At 72.3% G+C, this 15,542-nt stretch carries 15 protein-coding genes and 1 other RNA gene; 6 read left to right on the forward strand and 10 right to left on the reverse strand.

The window, feature by feature from the left end:
* Nucleotides 1-258 precede the first annotated feature (258 nt).
* On the reverse strand, nt 259-2,538 hold the full coding sequence (locus ACZ66Z_RS31585; RefSeq protein ID WP_469938952.1) for a HelD family protein: 2,280 nt from the start codon (nt 2,536-2,538) through the stop codon (nt 259-261).
* A 210-nt stretch (nt 2,539-2,748) separates the two neighbouring features.
* Between ACZ66Z_RS31585 and ACZ66Z_RS31590 the strand changes: the two genes are divergently transcribed.
* The 3 genes from ACZ66Z_RS31590 to ACZ66Z_RS31600 are packed head-to-tail and all read left to right on the forward strand — an operon-like array spanning nt 2,749 to nt 5,161.
* A complete protein-coding gene (locus ACZ66Z_RS31590) occupies nt 2,749-3,552 on the forward strand; it encodes an alpha/beta fold hydrolase (protein WP_469938953.1) in 804 nt (267 codons plus the stop codon).
* A complete protein-coding gene (locus tag ACZ66Z_RS31595) occupies nt 3,552-4,826 on the forward strand; it encodes a PP2C family protein-serine/threonine phosphatase (protein ID WP_469938955.1) in 1,275 nt (424 codons plus the stop codon). The genes ACZ66Z_RS31590 and ACZ66Z_RS31595 overlap by 1 nt, the downstream gene beginning before the upstream one ends.
* Nucleotides 4,823-5,161 (forward strand): STAS domain-containing protein, encoded by a 339-nt coding sequence (locus tag ACZ66Z_RS31600; RefSeq protein ID WP_469938956.1) that lies wholly within the window; start codon nt 4,823-4,825, stop codon nt 5,159-5,161. The genes ACZ66Z_RS31595 and ACZ66Z_RS31600 overlap by 4 nt, the downstream gene beginning before the upstream one ends.
* A 100-nt stretch (nt 5,162-5,261) precedes the next feature.
* Here the strand turns inward: ACZ66Z_RS31600 and ACZ66Z_RS31605 are convergent, their stop codons facing one another.
* The 3 genes from ACZ66Z_RS31605 to ACZ66Z_RS31615 all read right to left on the reverse strand — a co-directional run bounded on the left by ACZ66Z_RS31605 (nt 5,262) and on the right by ACZ66Z_RS31615 (nt 8,937).
* Nucleotides 5,262-6,398 (reverse strand): uroporphyrinogen-III synthase, encoded by a 1,137-nt coding sequence (locus ACZ66Z_RS31605; RefSeq protein ID WP_469938957.1) that lies wholly within the window; start codon nt 6,396-6,398, stop codon nt 5,262-5,264.
* An 84-nt stretch (nt 6,399-6,482) separates the two neighbouring features.
* Nucleotides 6,483-7,838, reverse strand: a complete 1,356-nt coding sequence (locus tag ACZ66Z_RS31610; RefSeq protein WP_469938958.1) for a nitrate/nitrite transporter — start codon at nt 7,836-7,838, stop codon at nt 6,483-6,485.
* Nucleotides 7,839-7,935: 97 nt separating this feature from the next.
* Nucleotides 7,936-8,937: a LysR family transcriptional regulator gene (locus ACZ66Z_RS31615; protein WP_469938959.1), complete on the reverse strand. Its 1,002-nt coding sequence runs from the start codon at nt 8,935-8,937 to the stop codon at nt 7,936-7,938.
* An 83-nt stretch (nt 8,938-9,020) separates the two neighbouring features.
* On the opposite strand from ACZ66Z_RS31615, the gene ACZ66Z_RS31620 reads away from it, so the two are divergent.
* On the forward strand, nt 9,021-10,307 hold the full coding sequence (locus ACZ66Z_RS31620; RefSeq protein WP_469938960.1) for an MFS transporter: 1,287 nt from the start codon (nt 9,021-9,023) through the stop codon (nt 10,305-10,307).
* Nucleotides 10,308-10,357: 50 nt separating this feature from the next.
* Here the strand turns inward: ACZ66Z_RS31620 and ssrA are convergent.
* The 5 genes from ssrA to ftsE form a co-directional block, all read right to left on the reverse strand.
* Nucleotides 10,358-10,751, reverse strand: a transfer-messenger RNA (tmRNA) gene (ssrA, locus tag ACZ66Z_RS31625).
* A gap of 103 nt (nt 10,752-10,854) precedes the next feature.
* Nucleotides 10,855-11,394 carry an SsrA-binding protein SmpB gene (gene smpB, locus ACZ66Z_RS31630; protein ID WP_469938961.1) on the reverse strand — a complete coding sequence of 180 codons (540 nt, stop codon included), beginning with the start codon at nt 11,392-11,394 and terminating at the stop codon, nt 10,855-10,857.
* A gap of 18 nt (nt 11,395-11,412) precedes the next feature.
* On the reverse strand, nt 11,413-12,600 hold the full coding sequence (locus tag ACZ66Z_RS31635; RefSeq protein WP_469938963.1) for a S41 family peptidase: 1,188 nt from the start codon (nt 12,598-12,600) through the stop codon (nt 11,413-11,415).
* A 78-nt stretch (nt 12,601-12,678) separates the two neighbouring features.
* Nucleotides 12,679-13,596, reverse strand: a complete 918-nt coding sequence (ftsX, locus tag ACZ66Z_RS31640; protein ID WP_469938965.1) for a permease-like cell division protein FtsX — start codon at nt 13,594-13,596, stop codon at nt 12,679-12,681.
* A 21-nt stretch (nt 13,597-13,617) separates the two neighbouring features.
* Nucleotides 13,618-14,307: a cell division ATP-binding protein FtsE gene (ftsE, locus tag ACZ66Z_RS31645; protein WP_469938967.1), complete on the reverse strand. Its 690-nt coding sequence runs from the start codon at nt 14,305-14,307 to the stop codon at nt 13,618-13,620.
* Between the two features lie 234 nt (nt 14,308-14,541).
* Between ftsE and ACZ66Z_RS31650 the strand changes: the two genes are divergently transcribed.
* Complete coding sequence (locus ACZ66Z_RS31650) at nt 14,542-14,724, forward strand: hypothetical protein (RefSeq protein WP_469938969.1); 183 nt, start codon at nt 14,542-14,544, stop codon at nt 14,722-14,724.
* 80 nt (nt 14,725-14,804) lie between these two features.
* On the opposite strand, the gene ACZ66Z_RS31655 is transcribed toward ACZ66Z_RS31650, so the two are convergent.
* Nucleotides 14,805-15,002, reverse strand: a complete 198-nt coding sequence (locus ACZ66Z_RS31655) for an LPXTG cell wall anchor domain-containing protein (RefSeq protein ID WP_469938970.1) — start codon at nt 15,000-15,002, stop codon at nt 14,805-14,807.
* A 52-nt stretch (nt 15,003-15,054) separates the two neighbouring features.
* Here ACZ66Z_RS31655 and ACZ66Z_RS31660 point away from each other — a divergent pair, with 52 nt between their 5' ends.
* Complete coding sequence (locus ACZ66Z_RS31660; RefSeq protein ID WP_469938971.1) at nt 15,055-15,291, forward strand: hypothetical protein; 237 nt, start codon at nt 15,055-15,057, stop codon at nt 15,289-15,291.
* Nucleotides 15,292-15,542 lie beyond the last annotated feature (251 nt).

Below are 15,542 nucleotides of genomic sequence, written 5' to 3' on the forward strand. Positions count from 1 at the left end.
GGGAAACAGAAGAGGCCCCCGTCACCTGGGGTGACAGGGGCCTCAACTTCGTACGTACGTCTAAGTGGCACCGACCCGCCATGCTCGCCTCGCGGCAAGTGGTCCCTCTGAGGGACGAAGGTTGGGCCCGGGGGCTTGGATCGAGCCGGTGCCACGACAAGGCTAACAAACCACCCTGCTCGGTGATTCCAGCACCGCAGGTTGACCTGAAATCAGCCCCGGGCGGCGGAGCGGACCGGCCCCCGCCGCGCCGACCGCTCAGTCCCGCAGCAGATCCGGCACCCCGGCCCCGTCCGGCACGTCCCGGTCGCCCGAGAGCACCGTCAGGGCCTGCGTCGACCGGGTCAGCGCCACGTAGAGCACCCGCAGGCCGGCCGGGGACTCGTCCGCGATCTCCGCGGGCGAGACGACCACCGTCGCGTCGTACTCCAGGCCCTTCGCCTCCAGGGAACCGAGCGCCACCACCCGGTCGCCGAGCCCCGCGAGCCAGCCGGCGGCCTCCGCGCGCCGGTTCATGGCGACGACGACGCCCACCGTCCCGTCCACCTCGCCGAGCAGCCGCTCGGCCTCGAAACGTACGGTTTCGGCCAGATCCGCCCCCTCACCGAGGGCCACGAACCGGGGCTCGACGCCCGTCGAGCGGACCGCCCGGGGCGATTCCTTGCCCGGCATGGCGAGCGCGAGCACCTTGGCGGCCAGCTCGGCGATCTCCGCCGGGTTCCGGTAGTTCACGGTGAGCTCGAAGCGGCGCCGCGGCCGCGAGCCGAGCGCCTCGTCCCGGGCCTCCGCGGCCTCGTCCGGGTCCGACCAGGAGGACTGCGCCGGGTCGCCGACGACCGTCCAGGTGGCGTGCCGGCCGCGCCGCCCGACCATCCGCCACTGCATGGGCGTCAGGTCCTGGGCCTCGTCGACGATCACGTGCGCGTACTCGGTGCGCTCCGCCGCGAGCCGCTCGGCCCGCTCCCACTGGGTCTCCTCCCGTACGGGCATCAGCTCCTCCAGCCCCGTGAGCTGGTCCAGCGGGTCGTACTCCCGCTTCTTGCGGGGCCGGGCCGGGGCGCCGAGCAGCGTGCCCAGCTCGTCGAGGAGGGCGACGTCGTGGACGGACGGCTCCCGGCGGCGCAGCGAGCGCGCGAGCCGCCGCACCTCGCCCGGGTTGAGGATGCGGCGGGCCCAGCGGCCGAGCCGCCGCTCGTCGGCCATGGCGTCGAGGACCTGGCGGGGGTCGAGCTCGGGCCACCAGGCGTCGAGGAAGCCGAGGAAGGAGTCCTCGGTCGACACGTCCTCGTCGAAGGAGGAGCGCAGCTCGGCGGCGAGCTCGGGGTCGCTGTGCCGGCCGACGGCGCCGGACTTGGCGTACAGCGCGTCGAGGAGCAGCCGGCGGGCGCGCGGCCGGAGCAGGTTGACGGGGGCGGTGCCGCCGAGGACGTTGTGCCGGATGCGGCGCAGCTCGTCGGCCTCCAGCTCGAGGCGCCGCCCGAAGGCGACGACGCGCAGCAGCTGCGGTGCCCCGGGGTTCTCCAGGGCGCCCCGGGCCGCCTTCCGCAGCACGTGCACCATGCGGGAGGAACCCTTGATCCGGGCGACGGCCGGTTCGTCGTACGCGGTGGCCTCGGCGCCGTCGACCAGCGAACCGACGGCGCGGATCGCGACCTGGCCCTCCTCGCCGAGGGACGGCAGGACGCCCTCGGTGTACGAGACGAGGAGCGGGGTCGGGGAGACGATCAGGATGCCGCCCGCGTACCGCCGCCGGTCCTGGTAGAGCAGATAGGCGGCACGGTGCAGCGCGACCGCCGTCTTCCCCGTCCCCGGCCCGCCCTCGACGTACGTCACGGAGGCGGCGGGTGCCCGGATGACCAGGTCCTGCTCGGCCTGGATGCTGGACACGATGTCCCGCATGGTGTGGCTGCGGGCCTGGCCGAGGGCGGCCATCAGGGCGCCGTCGCCGATCACGGGCAGCTCGCGCCCGTCGAGGGCGGCCCGCAGCTCGGGGCGCATGAGGTCGTCCTCGACGCCGAGGACCCGGCGGCCCTTGGAACGGATGACGCGGCGGCGCACGACCCGGCCGGGGTCGACGGGGGTGGACCGGTAGAAGGGCGCGGCGGCGGGCGCGCGCCAGTCGATGACGAGCGGCGCGTAGTCGGAGTCGAGCACCCCGATCCGTCCGATGTGGAGGGTCTCGCCGATGTCGGCGGTGTTGTCGGGGCGTACGGCGTCCTCGGCGGGTTCGACGGAGGTGTAGGCGCCGTCGGGGCCCTTCTTCCCGTCCTTGCCGTACAGCAGGTCGATCCGGCCGAAGAGGAAGTCCTCGAACTCGTTGTTGAGCCGGTTGAGGTGGATGCCGGCCCGGAAGACCTGGGCGTCGCGCTCGGCGAGCGCGCCGGGCGTGCCGACCTGGCCCCGCTGGGCGGCGTCGTTCATCAGGAACTCCGCCTCGTGGATCTTCTCCTCCAGACGGCGGTAGACCTGATCCAGATGTTCCTGCTCGACACCGATCTCACGGTCTCTGACCGTGTCCACGGCTTCCTGCGCGGCCACCTAAGGCCCCCTTCTCACGTGCACTGGGCAGCCGTCGAGCGTACGCCACGAGGAGGGACCGTGTCAGGCTCGATCGGCTCCCGGCCGCGGGATCGTCGTGCGGGATCCGCCGGAGGCCGCCCGGATCGCACGTGGAGGCGCCGGGTGGGGGATGGGGGGATCCATCCGGGGCAGGGAGGAGCGGAGGCGAGGGTCTGAGAGGGTGCAGGTATGGATATCGAACGCAGGAACAACATCACGGTGACCGGGAATCCCGACGGGCCCGTGGTGGTACTGGCCCATGGGTTCGGTTGCGACCAGAACATGTGGCGGCTGACGGTGCCGGCCCTGGAGGCGGACCACCGGGTGGTGATGTTCGACTACGTGGGCTCGGGGCGGTCGGATCCGACCGCGTTCTCCCCGGAGCGGTACTCCTCCCTGGACGGCTACGCCCGGGACGTGGTGGAGGTGTGCGAGGCGCTCGACCTGCGGGACGCCGTGTTCGTGGGGCACTCGGTCAGCGCGATGGTCGGCGTGCTGGCCGTCGGCATGGCTCCGGAGCGGATCGGCGCGCTGGTGATGGTCGCCCCCTCGCCGCGGTACATCGACGACGAGGGGTACCGCGGCGGGTTCAGCGCCGAGGACATCGACGAACTGCTGGCGTCCCTGGAGTCGAACTACCTCGGCTGGTCGGCGGCCATGGCGCCGGCGATCATGGGGAACGCGGAGCGGCCCGAGCTCGGCGAGGAACTGACCACCAGCTTCTGCGCCACCGACCCCGAGATGGCGCGCGTCTTCGCCCGGACCACGTTCCTGTCGGACTCGCGGGACGACCTGAAGGGCGTGGAGGTGCCGACCCTGATCCTGGACTGCGTCCAGGACGTCATCGCCCCCCGGGAGGTCGGCGCCTTCGTCCACCGGGCGATCCCCGGCTCGACCCTGGTCACGCTGGACGCCACCGGCCACTGCCCCCACCTGTCCGCGCCGGAGGCCACCAACGAGGCGATCACCCGCTTCCTGGCGGAACTGCGGTGATGTGCCGCGTCGGGCAGCAGCCCGAGCCCCACGGCGCCGACGACGAGCAGGCGGCGAACGTCGCGTTCGCCGCGCTCCTCGAGGACAGCGCCGAGGAACTGTACGAGAGCGCTCCGTGCGGGTACCTGTCGACCCTGCTGGACGGCACCGTCGCGAAGGTCAACGCCACCCTCCTGGGCTGGCTCGGTCTGGAGCGGGAGGCGGTGACGGGCCGGATGCGGTTCACCGACCTGCTGACCGTGGGCGGCAAGCTGTACCACGAGACCCACTTCGCGCCGCTGCTGCGCATGCGGGGCGAGATCGGCGGCATCGCCCTGGAGATGAGACAGGCCGACGGCACCCGCCTGCCGGTGCTGGTCTCCTCCGCGATCAAGTACGGCGATTCCGGCGAACCGCTGCTGATCCGCACCACCGTCTTCGACGCCCGCGACCGCCGCGCCTACGAGGAGGAGCTCCTGCGGGCCCGGAAGGACGCCGAACAGGCCCGCCGGGAGGCGGAGGCCGACCGCGCCCGGCTGCAGGACGCCCTCGCCGTGCTCCAGGCGTCGCTGCTGCCCGACACCCTGCCGCCGATCCCGGGGATGGAGGCGGCCGCCCACTACCGCACGGCCTCTCCCGACCGCCTGGGCGGCGACTTCTACGACGTCATCCCCCTCGGCGGCGAACGCTTCGCCTTCTTCCTGGGCGACGTGTGCGGCAAGGGCCCCCAGGCGGCGGCCGTCACCTCGCTGACCCGCTACACCCTGCGCACCGCCGCACTGCACGACCCCGACCCGGTGGCCGCGCTGACGACGCTCAACACCGTGCTCCACGAGCGCTACAGCAGCGGCGACCCGCGGTACTGCACCGCCGTCTTCGGTGTCGTCGAACCCGACCCCGCCACCGGGCACGCCGCCGTCCGCATCGCCTCGGGAGGCCACCCGCCGGCCCTCCTCCTGCGGGCCGACGGCACCACCGACTTCCTCCCCACCCCGGGCGGCCTCCTCGTCGGCATCCTGCCCACCGCCCCCTTCACCACCGCCACCACCACCCTGGCCCCCGGTGACACGCTCCTGCTGTACACCGACGGCCTCACCGAGGCCCGGACCGGCCACGACCGCACCGACCTGTACGGAGACGAAGCCCTGCGCGCCTTCGCCGCCCGCCACGCGGGGAGACCGCCCCACGAGGTCGTCGAGGCCCTGACCGTCCTGTTGGACGGCTTCGGCGACGGCCTGGACGACGACACCGCGCTGCTCGCCCTCGGCGTCCCCCCGACCGAGAACCCGGAATGACACCGCTGAGGATCACCACCCACGACGCCGCGACCGGCCCCGTCCTGGGGGTCGTCGGTGAACTCGACTACGCCACCGCCGCCCGACTGAAGGAGGCGCTCACCACCGTCGCCCTCCGGCCGGGCGGGCGGCTCGTGCTGGACCTGGCGGACATGGAGTTCTGCGACTCCAGCGGCATCACCGCCCTGCTCGCCGCCCGCGCGCACGCCCACGCCGCCGGGGCGGACATCGCCCTCGCCGCCGTCCCCGCCCGCACCCTCCGCGTCCTGAAGGTCGTGGGCCTCGACCAGGTCTTCGTCCTCCACCCCGACAGCGAAGCCGCCACCCGGCCCTGACCCGAGGAGGCCCGCGCCGCGGGACGGCGGAGCACCGGGCCGCCCGCGAACCACTCCGCGGACGGGGGTGCGGGCCGGCGTCCGGCCCGCACCCGCGCCCTCAGCCGTCGTACTTCTCCTCCGTCGCGGGATCCAGCGCCAGCCGGTACCCCCGCTTCACCACCGTCTGGATCAGCTTCGGCGTGCCGAGGGCCGCCCGGAGCCGTGCCATCGCCGTCTCCACGGCGTGCTCGTCGCGCCCCGCCCCCGGCAGCGCCCGGAGGAGGTCGGCGCGGGAGACGACCCAGCCGGGGCGGCGGGCGAGGAGCCCGAGGAGGGCCATTCCGGCGGGCGGGACGGGCCGCAGGACGTCGTCGACGAGGACCGCGTGCCCCCGGACCTCCAGCCGGCGCCCGGCGACCGGCAGGACCCGGGAGCGGGCGGGCAGTTCCTTGCAGAGGAGCTGGACGAGCGGTCCGATCCGGAAGCGCTCCGGCTGGTGGGTGTCGATCCCCTCCGCCTGGAGCGGCAGGGCCGTGACGGGCCCCACGCACACCGCGAGCACGTCGTGCCGGAGCGCGGCGACGAGTTCGTCCCGTACGCCCCGCTCCGCCGCGCGGGAGAACAACGAGGCGGCGGCCGGCGCGCTGGTGAAGGTCACCGCGTCGAGTCCGCCGGCGAGGGTCGCGTCGAGGAGCCGGTCGAGCGGTCCGAGGTCCTCGGGGGGCATCCAGCGGTAGACGGGAACGCCGACGACCTCGGCGCCGCCGGCCGTGAGCGCCTCGACGAAGCCGGGGAGCGGCTCCCCGTGGAGCTGGAGCGCGATGCGCCGGCCCTCGACGCCTTCCGCCAGGAGCCGGTCGAGGACCTCGGCCATCGACTCGGAGGAGGGCGACCAGGACTCGGTGAGTCCGGCGGCCCGTACGGCCCCCTTGACCTTGGGGCCGCGGGCGAGGAGTTCGACATCGCGCAGGACGGCGAGGAGTTCCTCCCCGTGTCCCCAGCCCTCGGCGGCCTCGACCCAGCCCCGGAAGCCGATCGCCGTGGTGGCGACGACGACGTCCGGGGCACGGCCGATGAGCTCCTTGGTGGCGGCGAGGAGTTCGGTGTCGTCGGCGAGGGGCACGATCCGCAGCGCGGGGCCGTGGACGACGGCCGCGCCGCGCCGGCGCAGCAGCGCGATGAGCTCGTCGGCGCGTCGTGCCGCGGTGACGCCGATCGTGAAGCCGGCGAGGGGGCCGTGTTCTTGCTCGTCCATGGGGTCTGAGCCTGACGGGGATGCGTGACGGTCCGGGTTCGCCCGTATTTCCTGGTCGTTACGGTACGCGCCGGGCATCGGGGATCACACCCGCGCGTAGCCGGGCCGGGGCTCGGGATCCGTGACCGCCTCGGCGGTCCCGGGGGCGGTGGCGGGGGACCGAAGGTATACCGCCCAGGTGACGACCATGCAGGCCGCGTAGAAGGCGAGGAAGGCGACGAAGGCGGCGGTGCCGGTGCCGGCGGTCTGGAAGGACTGGCGGAAGGCGAGGTTGATGCCGAGGCCCCCGACCCCGCCGACCGCGCCGATGAGCCCCATGGAGGCGCCGGAGAGCCGTCGTCCGTAGGACTCGGCGGCCCCGCCCGCGAGGCCCTCGCGGTGGCCCTGGGCGAGGAAGATCGCCGGGATCATCTTGAACGTGGAGCCGTTGCCCAGGCCGCTGAGGACGAAGAGGGCGATGAAGCCGACGAGGAAGACGGCGAGGGACTCGACGACGGAGGCGTGGATCACGACGGCGGTGGCGACGGCCATCGCGGCGAAGGTCCCCAGGGTGATGCGGGCGCCGCCGTACCGGTCGGCGAGGGAGCCGCCGACCGGCCGGACGAGCGAGCCGAGCAGCGGGCCGACGAAGGTGAGCGAGGCGGCCTGGAGCGGGGTGCGGCCGAACTGGGTCTGCAGGACGAGGCCGAAGGCGAAGCTGTAGCCGATGAAGGAGCCGAAGGTGCCGACGTACAGGAAGGCCATGATCCAGGTGTGGCGGGCCTTCACGGCCTCCCGGACCGCCCCGGTGTCGTTCCTCACGGGGGCGAGGTTGTCCATGAAGAGCGCGGAGCAGACGGCGGCGACGACGATCAGCGGCAGGTAGACGCCGAGCACGATCCTCGGGTGCACCGCTCCGGCGGTGCCGATGACGAGGAGGCCGACGAGCTGGACGACGGGAACGCCGATGTTGCCGCCGCCCGCGTTGAGGCCGAGGGCCCAGCCCTTCCTCCGCAGCGGGAAGAAGGCGTTGATGTTGGTCATCGAGGAGGCGAAGTTGCCGCCGCCGACGCCGGTGAGCGCGGCGACGAGGACGAAGGTGGCGTACGGGGTGCCGGGGTGCATCACCGCGAAGGCGAGGCCGGTGGGCAGCAGGAGCAGCAGGGCGCTGAAGACCGTCCAGTTGCGGCCCCCGAAGCGGGCGACGGCGAAGGTGTACGGGACGCGGACGAGCGCGCCGACGAAGGTGGCGGTGCCGATGAGGAAGAACTTGCCGGCCGGGTCCACCCCGTACCGGGGGCCCATGAAGAGGACCATGACCGACCAGAGGCTCCAGATCGAGAAGCCGACGTGCTCGGAGAGGACGGAGAAGAGCAGGTTGCGCCGTGCGATCCGCTCTCCCCCCTCGCGCCAGAAGGTCTCGTCCTCCGGTTCCCAGCGTTCGATCCAGCGGCCACCCATCTCGCACCTCCACGGAGTCGGATCCCTGATGCGACCGACGCTAGGAAGGGCGCGTTTCAGTCCGGTGCCGTGAGGTGACGGTGGCGGAACCTTGCTCTCACCCGGTGGACGGGCCCCCTGTGAGCGCCCCGGTCCGGGCGGGCAGCCCCGGCTCCCCCTCCGGCAGCCAGGCGCCGGGCGGCCGGGTGAGCCATCCCTCCCGGCCGCCCAACTCCGCCGCCGCCCGGCGCAGGGCGTCCAGGCCGGGGTGGCGGAGCCCCTTGCGCCACACCAGGCTCACGGGCGAGAGGGGGACGGGGTCGACGAGGGGCCGGGTCACGCAGTCCGGCATGGGCGGGAAGTCGACGACGGCGAGGACCGCGTTGCCGTACTTGGCCATGAGCCGGCGGAACTCCTCCTTGCCGACGGCGAGCGGCGCGGGCGGGGCGATCTCGATGTCCCGGCCGGCGAAGAGACGGGCGGCGAGGTCGGTCCACTCGGACGTGCGGTCGTTCCCGGCGCCGGCGTAGACCCGCTCCCCGGCGAGCCGGCCGAGCGGCACCTCGGGCAGTCCGGCGAGCGGATGGTCCTCGGGAAGGATGACGGCCATCCGCTCGTACCGGACGAACTGGGAGTCGAGCCGCGCCCTGAGCCGGGCGTCGAGTCCTCCGTACCGGCCGAAGGAGGTGTCGAGCCGGCCGGCGAGGATGGACTGCGCGGCGCCGGTGAGCCCGCTCTCGTAGCGGGCCATCAGCTCGTGTTCCGGGGCGAGTTCGCGGGCGCGCAGGAGGATGCGCTCCTGGACGAGGTCGGGGCTGTTGAGGTCGACGAGGAGCGGCCGGGGCGCGGCCCGGAAGGCGTCGCCCAGCTCGTCGTGGGCGGCCAGCACCCGGCGGGCGTGCGGGAGGAGGCGCTCGCCGTCGGGGGTGAGGGCGACCTGCCGGGTGGTCCGCACGAACAGCTCCGCGCCCAACTCCCGCTCCAGGCGCCGGATGTCGCGGCTGAGCGCCTGCTGCGCGACGTAGAGACGGGCGGCGGCCCGGGTGAAGTGCAGTTCTTCGGCGACGGCGGTGAAGGCGCGCAGAAGACGGGGGTCGATGTCGTAGGAGGAGGTCGCCACCGCCGCATTCAACAACACAGGTGCGTGAATGGCCACCGATCAGGTGTTGGACCGGCGGGGCCGTACCGACGGAGCCTTGGTCCATGCCGCAACCGGACCTCACCCTCACCCCGGCGGGCCCGGCCCTCGCCCCCCGCTACCGGCCCGTCCCCGTCCCCGTCCCCGTCCCCCGCCACCGACCGGCCGCCCCCGCGAAGCCCGTCGACCCCTACCTCCGCCTCTTCTCCCGCCCCGGCACCCGCGCCTTCACCGCCGGCAACCTGATCGCCCGGCTGCCCATGGGCATGTTCGGCGTCAGCGCCGTGATCATGATCGCCGCGGCGTACGGCTCCTACGCCCTGGCCGGCGCGGTCACCGCCACCAACCTCGCCGTCGGCTCCGTCACCGGCCCCCTGATCGCCCGGCTCGTCGACCGGTACGGCCAGGCCAGGATCGCGGTCCCGGCCACCGCCTACGCGGTCCTGGGCCACTTGGTGCTGCTGCTCTGCGTCCACGAGCGGGCCCCCGCCTGGGCGCTCTTCCTCACGACCGCCGTCACCGCCACCACCCCGAACACGGGCGGCATGTCCCGGGCCCGCTGGGCGCACCTCCTCCGCGACGACCCGGACGCGCTGCACACCGCCAACGCCTTCGAGCAGGCCGCCGACGAGCTCTGCTACATGCTCGGCCCGGTGCTCGCCGCCGTCCTGTGCTCGGCGCTCTTCCCCGAGGCCGGCACGCTCACCGCGGGCCTCCTCTTCCTCTCCGGCGTGCTGGTCTTCGCCGCCCAGCGCTCCACCGAGCCGCCGGTCGCCCCGCGCACGACCGCGGGCTCCCCGCTGCGCGCCCCCGGCATGGCGTCGCTGCTCGCGGTCCTCCTCGCAACGGGCGCCGTCTTCGGCTCCATGGAGGTGGTCGCCCTGGCGTACGTGGACGGCCCCGTCGCGGGACCGGTCCTCGCCCTCCAGGCGGCCGGCTCCTGCGCGGCGGGCCTCCTCTACGGCCGCGCCCGGCGCACCGCCCGTCTGCGCACCTGTCTGGCCGCGATGACCGTCCTGATGGCGATGCCGCTGCTCGCCGCCTCGACGGGCTCCCTGCTCGCCCTGGCCGGCGGCCTCCTCCTGGCGGGCATGGCGACGGCCCCGACGATGGTGACGGGCATGGGCCTGATCCAGCGCCTCGCCCCGACGGCACAGCTCAACGAGGGCATGGCCCTGGCCGTGACGGCCCTCCTGGCGGGCGTCGCGGCGGGCTCCGCCGCCGGCGGCTGGGCCGCCGACCACGCACCCTTCGCGTCCTTCGGGTTCCTGCTCCCGGTGACGGCGGCGGCGGTGGCCCTGACCCTGTGCACGACGACCGGAGCGGGCCGGGACTCCCGCGCACGGGCATGACGAAGGCCCGGCGGTCGCGAACGACCACCGGGCCTCTGCCCACATGGGATGAGTGGAGATGGCGGGAATCGAACCCGCGTCCAACGGTGCGGAATCAGGGCTTCTCCGTGTGCAGTCTGGTACGAGTTTCTCAGCCCTCCGGATCACCCAGACAAGTCCGGAACGGGCTCAGTCACTGTTTGATTTCCCCCCTGCCCCCGTGACCGGGGCAGGAGGTTTAGATCCCTAGATGACGCCAGGATCCGGGTCGGGACCACCCCCGGGCTGACGCTCCTCACAGAGGCTTCTGTTCGTTACCTAAAATTAGGCAGCGAGGGCGAAGCGGGAGTTATCGCTCTTGGTGTTGGCGATTATTGGTTGCGACATATGGTTTACGAGATCATTGCCGCTTCCTCGACACGCTTCCCACTGCTTCGACATCCGCTGTCGAAACCGATCATCCCCATGTTGTTTTTTCAAAAGACGCACCCTCGGTGGGGTGCAGCACCCATGGTACGTGACCGACGGGTGCGGTTGCCAGCGCATTGACGGCGCGAGGCGCCGGGCACTACGCGCTCTGCGCGGCCCGCTGCTTCCGCCGCGCCGCCGCGACCGCCCGGTTCGTCTCGCGCGTGTCCTGCTTCTCCCGCAGGGTCTGGCGCTTGTCGTACTCCTTCTTGCCCTTGGCCAGCGCGATCTCGCACTTCACCCGGCCGTTCAGGAAGTACAGCGCGAGGGGCACGATCGTGTGACCCGTCTCCTGCGACTTCGACTCCAGCTTGTCGATCTCGGCCCGGTGCAGCAGCAGCTTCCGCTTCCGCTTCGCGTGGTGGTTGGTCCAGCTGCCCTGCATGTACTCGGGCACGTGGATGTTGTGCAGCCACGCCTCGTGGCCGTCGATCTGGACGAAGCCGTCGACCAGCGAGGCCCGCCCCATGCGCAGCGACTTCACCTCGGTGCCCATGAGCACCACACCGCACTCGTAGGTGTCGATGATGTGGTAGTCGTGCCGCGCCTTCTTGTTCTGCGCGATGAGCTTGCGCTCCGGCGCCTTGTCCTGGTTCTTCTTGGCAGGCTTGCCCTGCACGTTCACGAGTCCCTTTGCCATAGTGCGGTCATTTTCGCACTACGAGCCCCCTCCGAGGCCACTCAATACCGTTCTCGCCCGCGCCTCGGCCCCCTCCCCCGCCGCCAGGTCCGGAGTGATGCCACGGCCGTCGACGGCGTGCCCGGCGGGGGTGCGGTAGTGGCCGACGGTCAGCTCGGCGACGGAGCCGTCGGGCAGCGCGCTCGGCATCTGGACCGACCCCTTGCCGAAGGTCCGCGAGCCGACGGTCACCGCCCGGCCCCGGTCCTGGAGCGCGCCGGTGAGCAGCTCGGCCGCGCTCATCGTGCCCCCGTCGATCAGCGCCACCAGGGGCCTGCCGGTGTCGCCGCCGCCCTCCGCGTACACGGCCCGCTGCTCGCCCTCCACGTCGTACGTGGCGACGAGCCCGCCGTCGAGGAAGGCGGAGGCGGCGACGGCGGCCTCCGTGACCAGACCGCCCGAGTTGCCCCGCAGGTCGAGGAGGACCCCGGCGCCGGCCGGGGCGGTCCGCACCGCGTCACGCACGCGCGTGCCCGCGCCCTTGGTGAAGGCGGCGACCCGGATCAGTACGGCCCCGTCGTCGAGGCGGCGGACGGTGACCGGGTCCGTCGCGAGCCGGGCCCTGTGCAGGGTCTGCGTCCAGGCCGCGCGACCGCGCTCGACGCGCAGCACGACGGCCGAGCCGGGAACGCCGTCCCCGCGCAGCAGGGAGACCGCCTCGGAGACGGAGAGCCCGTCGACCGGGCGCCCGTCGACGGCGACGAGCCGGTCGCCGGTCCGCAGCCCGGCCCGGTCGGCGGGGCCGCCGGCCTGGACCCGGGTCACCCGCACGCCGCCCGTCCCGGACCGTCCGGCGGAGAGGCCGACGCCGGTGTAGGCGCCGTCGAGGGCCTGCTCGAACTCGGCGTACTCCCTCTTGTCGTACACCGCGCCCCAGCGGTCCCCGCTGCGGCTGACGAACTCCTCGGCGGCCTTCTCCCCCGACTTCCCGTCGGCCATGGCCGCGGCGGCGGCCCGCGCGAGAGCGGCCCTGTCGACGGTCGTGCCGCCCGCGGCCGCCCCCTCGTCACCGCCGGACGCGCGCGCCGCCTTCACCGCGGGCTCCTGCCGGGGCAGCGCGCCGGTGGCGGCGGCGGTGGCGAGGACGCCGGTGAAGACCAACGTCAGAACGGCCCCACGGAGCACTCCGCGGGGCCGGGTGCAGAGGTCGTCGGTGCCGGCCGGCATGTCGCCCACTCTAGGACAAGACGATGGCGCCGCACGGGCTTTGGCCGTACGACGCCATCCGCTGTCAGGGGTGACTTGTCACACCTTCAGGTACTTGCGCAGCGCGATGAAGGCGGCCACGGCGGGCATGAGGAGCCCGATGGCGATCACCAGCGGCAGCTTGGCGAGGACGGCGTCCCAGCCGATGAAGTTGACCAGCTGCATCTTCTCGGCGAGCGCGATGCCGTGGTCGATCAGGAAGTACCGGCCGACGAGCAGCAGCACGCAGGCGACGCCGCCTCCGAGGAGTCCGGCGAAGGCGGCCTCCATGATGAACGGCATCTGGATGTAGAAGCTGGACGCGCCGACGAGCCGCATGATGCCGGTCTCGCGGCGGCGGCTGAAGGCCGAGACGCGGACCGTGTTGACGATCAGCATCAGCGCGATGATCAGCATCAGGCCCATGACGCCGAGGGCGGCGATGTTCATGCCGTTCATCAGGTCGAAGAGGTTCTGCAGGATGTTCCGCTGGTCCTGGACCGACTCGACGCCGTCCCGGCCGGCGAAGGCCGTGGCGACGACCTTGTACTTCTCCGGGTCCTTGAGCTTGACCCGGAACGACTCCTGCATCTGGTCCGGCGTCACCACGGAGGCGATGGCGGTGTCGCCGTACTGCTCCTTGTAGTGCTTGAACGCCTGGTCGGCCGACTCGTGCTGGACGTTCTCGACGATGTCCATCTTCCTGAGGTCGGCCTCGATCTGCTCCTTCTGCTGGCCGGTGACCGCGCCCTTGGCGCACTTGGCCGCCGTGGTCGCGTCCGCCTTGTTGCAGAGGAAGATGGAGACGTTGACCTTGTCGTACCAGTAGTCCTTCATCGTGCTGACCTGCTCGCGCATGAGCAGCGCGCCGCCGAAGAGGGCGAGCGAGAGGGCCACGGAGACGATGACGGCGAAGGTCATCGTGAGATTGCGCCGGAGACCGACACCGATCTCGGAGAGCACGAACTGAGCGCGCATGGTGTTCTGATTCCCCCGCCGTCAGTGCTGGTATCCGTAGACGCCGCGCGCCTGGTCACGGACGAGACGGCCCTTCTCGAGCTCGATGACGCGCTTGCGCATCTGGTCGACGATGTTCTGGTCGTGGGTCGCCATGACGACGGTGGTCCCTGTCCTGTTGATCCGGTCGAGCAGCTTCATGATGCCGACGGAGGTCTGCGGGTCGAGGTTGCCGGTGGGCTCGTCGGCGATCAGCAGCATCGGCCGGTTGACGAAGGCCCGGGCGATGGCGACGCGCTGCTGCTCACCGCCGGAGAGCTCGCCCGGCATCCGGTCCTCCTTGCCGCCGAGTCCGACCAGGTCGAGCACCTGCGGCACGGCCTTGCGGATCTCGCCGCGCGGCTTGCCGATGACCTCCTGGGCGAAGGCCACGTTCTCGGCCACGGTCTTGTTGGGCAGCAGGCGGAAGTCCTGGAAGACGGTGCCGAGCTGACGCCGCATCTGCGGCACCTTCCAGTTGGAGAGCCGGGCCAGGTCCTTGCCGAGGACGTGCACCTGGCCCTGGCTGGCACGCTCCTCGCGCAGGAGCAGTCGCAGGAAAGTCGACTTTCCGGAGCCGGAGGAACCGACGAGGAAGACGAACTCGCCCTTCTCGACCTCCAGGGAGACGTCCCGGAGCGCGGGGCGGCTCTGCTTCGGATAGGACTTGGAGACGTTGTCGAATCGGATCACGGATGCACCACGGTCGGCCGGGAGTAGGTGTGCGTGACCTTACGCGACCGGGGATGGCCTGCGCAGTCGCGGTCCTGGCTTGCGACGTTTATCCTTTTCGCCCCTCCGGACGGAAGCCGGGCAATCCGGTGGGGCGCGCCGAAACGCCGCGGAGCTGGCACAGTGGTAGGGGAACGTCCCGACCCCCCCGGGCGTTGTCCTGGTGTGTACCCCCGTGCGGGAGGAGGAGAGCGCATGACCTACGACCGACTGGTGTGCGCCAACTGCGCGGCCCCGGTCGCCGAGGGCCGCTGTCCCGTCTGCCGCGCGAACCGGGAGCGTCTGACCCCTCAGGGGCCGTCCCCCGCGATGCTGCTGACGTTGGCGATCGCGCTGCTCGCGGCGATCGCGCTGCTCGCGGCCGTTCAGACGGTGTAGACCGAGCCGGATGCATGACGAAGGGCCGGAGAGCTCGCTCTCCGGCCCTTCGTCATGCATCACGCGTCCGGGCGAATGCCTCAGACGGCGGCGCGGCCACCGCCGACGAGACGCGGCAGCATGCGGAAGCCGATGCCGCCGGCGATCATGGTCGCGGCGCCGATGACCAGGAACGAGGTCTCGGCCGCACCGGTCTCGGCGAGCTCCTCCTTCGCCTGACCCTGCTGGACCGGCTGCGAGCCGCCCTGGTCGGGGTCGGTGTTGTTCGGGGTGTCCACGCACTCGGCGCCGTCGAGGTCGACGGTGCAGGTGCCACCGTCGGAGCCGCCGGTGCCGTTGGAGCCGCTCCCGGTCGTGCCGGACGTGCCCGACGTGCCGGACGTGCCGGACGTGCCCGACGTACCGGAGGTGGACGAGGACTGGTCGCCCGACGTGGACGACGACTGGTCACCCGAGGTCGAGGAGGACTGGTCACCCGAGGTCGAAGAGGACTGGTCACCCGACGTGGACGACGACTGGTCACCCGAGGTGGACGACGACTGGTCACCCGACGTCGAGGACGACTGATCGCCCGAGGTGGACGACGACTGGTCACCCGACGTCGAAGAGGACTGATCGCCCGAGGTGGACGACGACTGGTCACCCGACGTCGAAGAGGACTGGTCACCCGAGGTGGACGACGACTGATCGCCCGACGTCGAGGACGACTGGTCACCCGACGTGGACGACGACTGGTCACCCGACGTCGAAGAGGACTGATCGCCCGAGGTGGACGACGACTGGTCACCCGACGTCGAAGAGGACTGGTCACCCGAGGT

Source organism: Streptomyces sp. NPDC107498, from assembly GCF_055582805.1.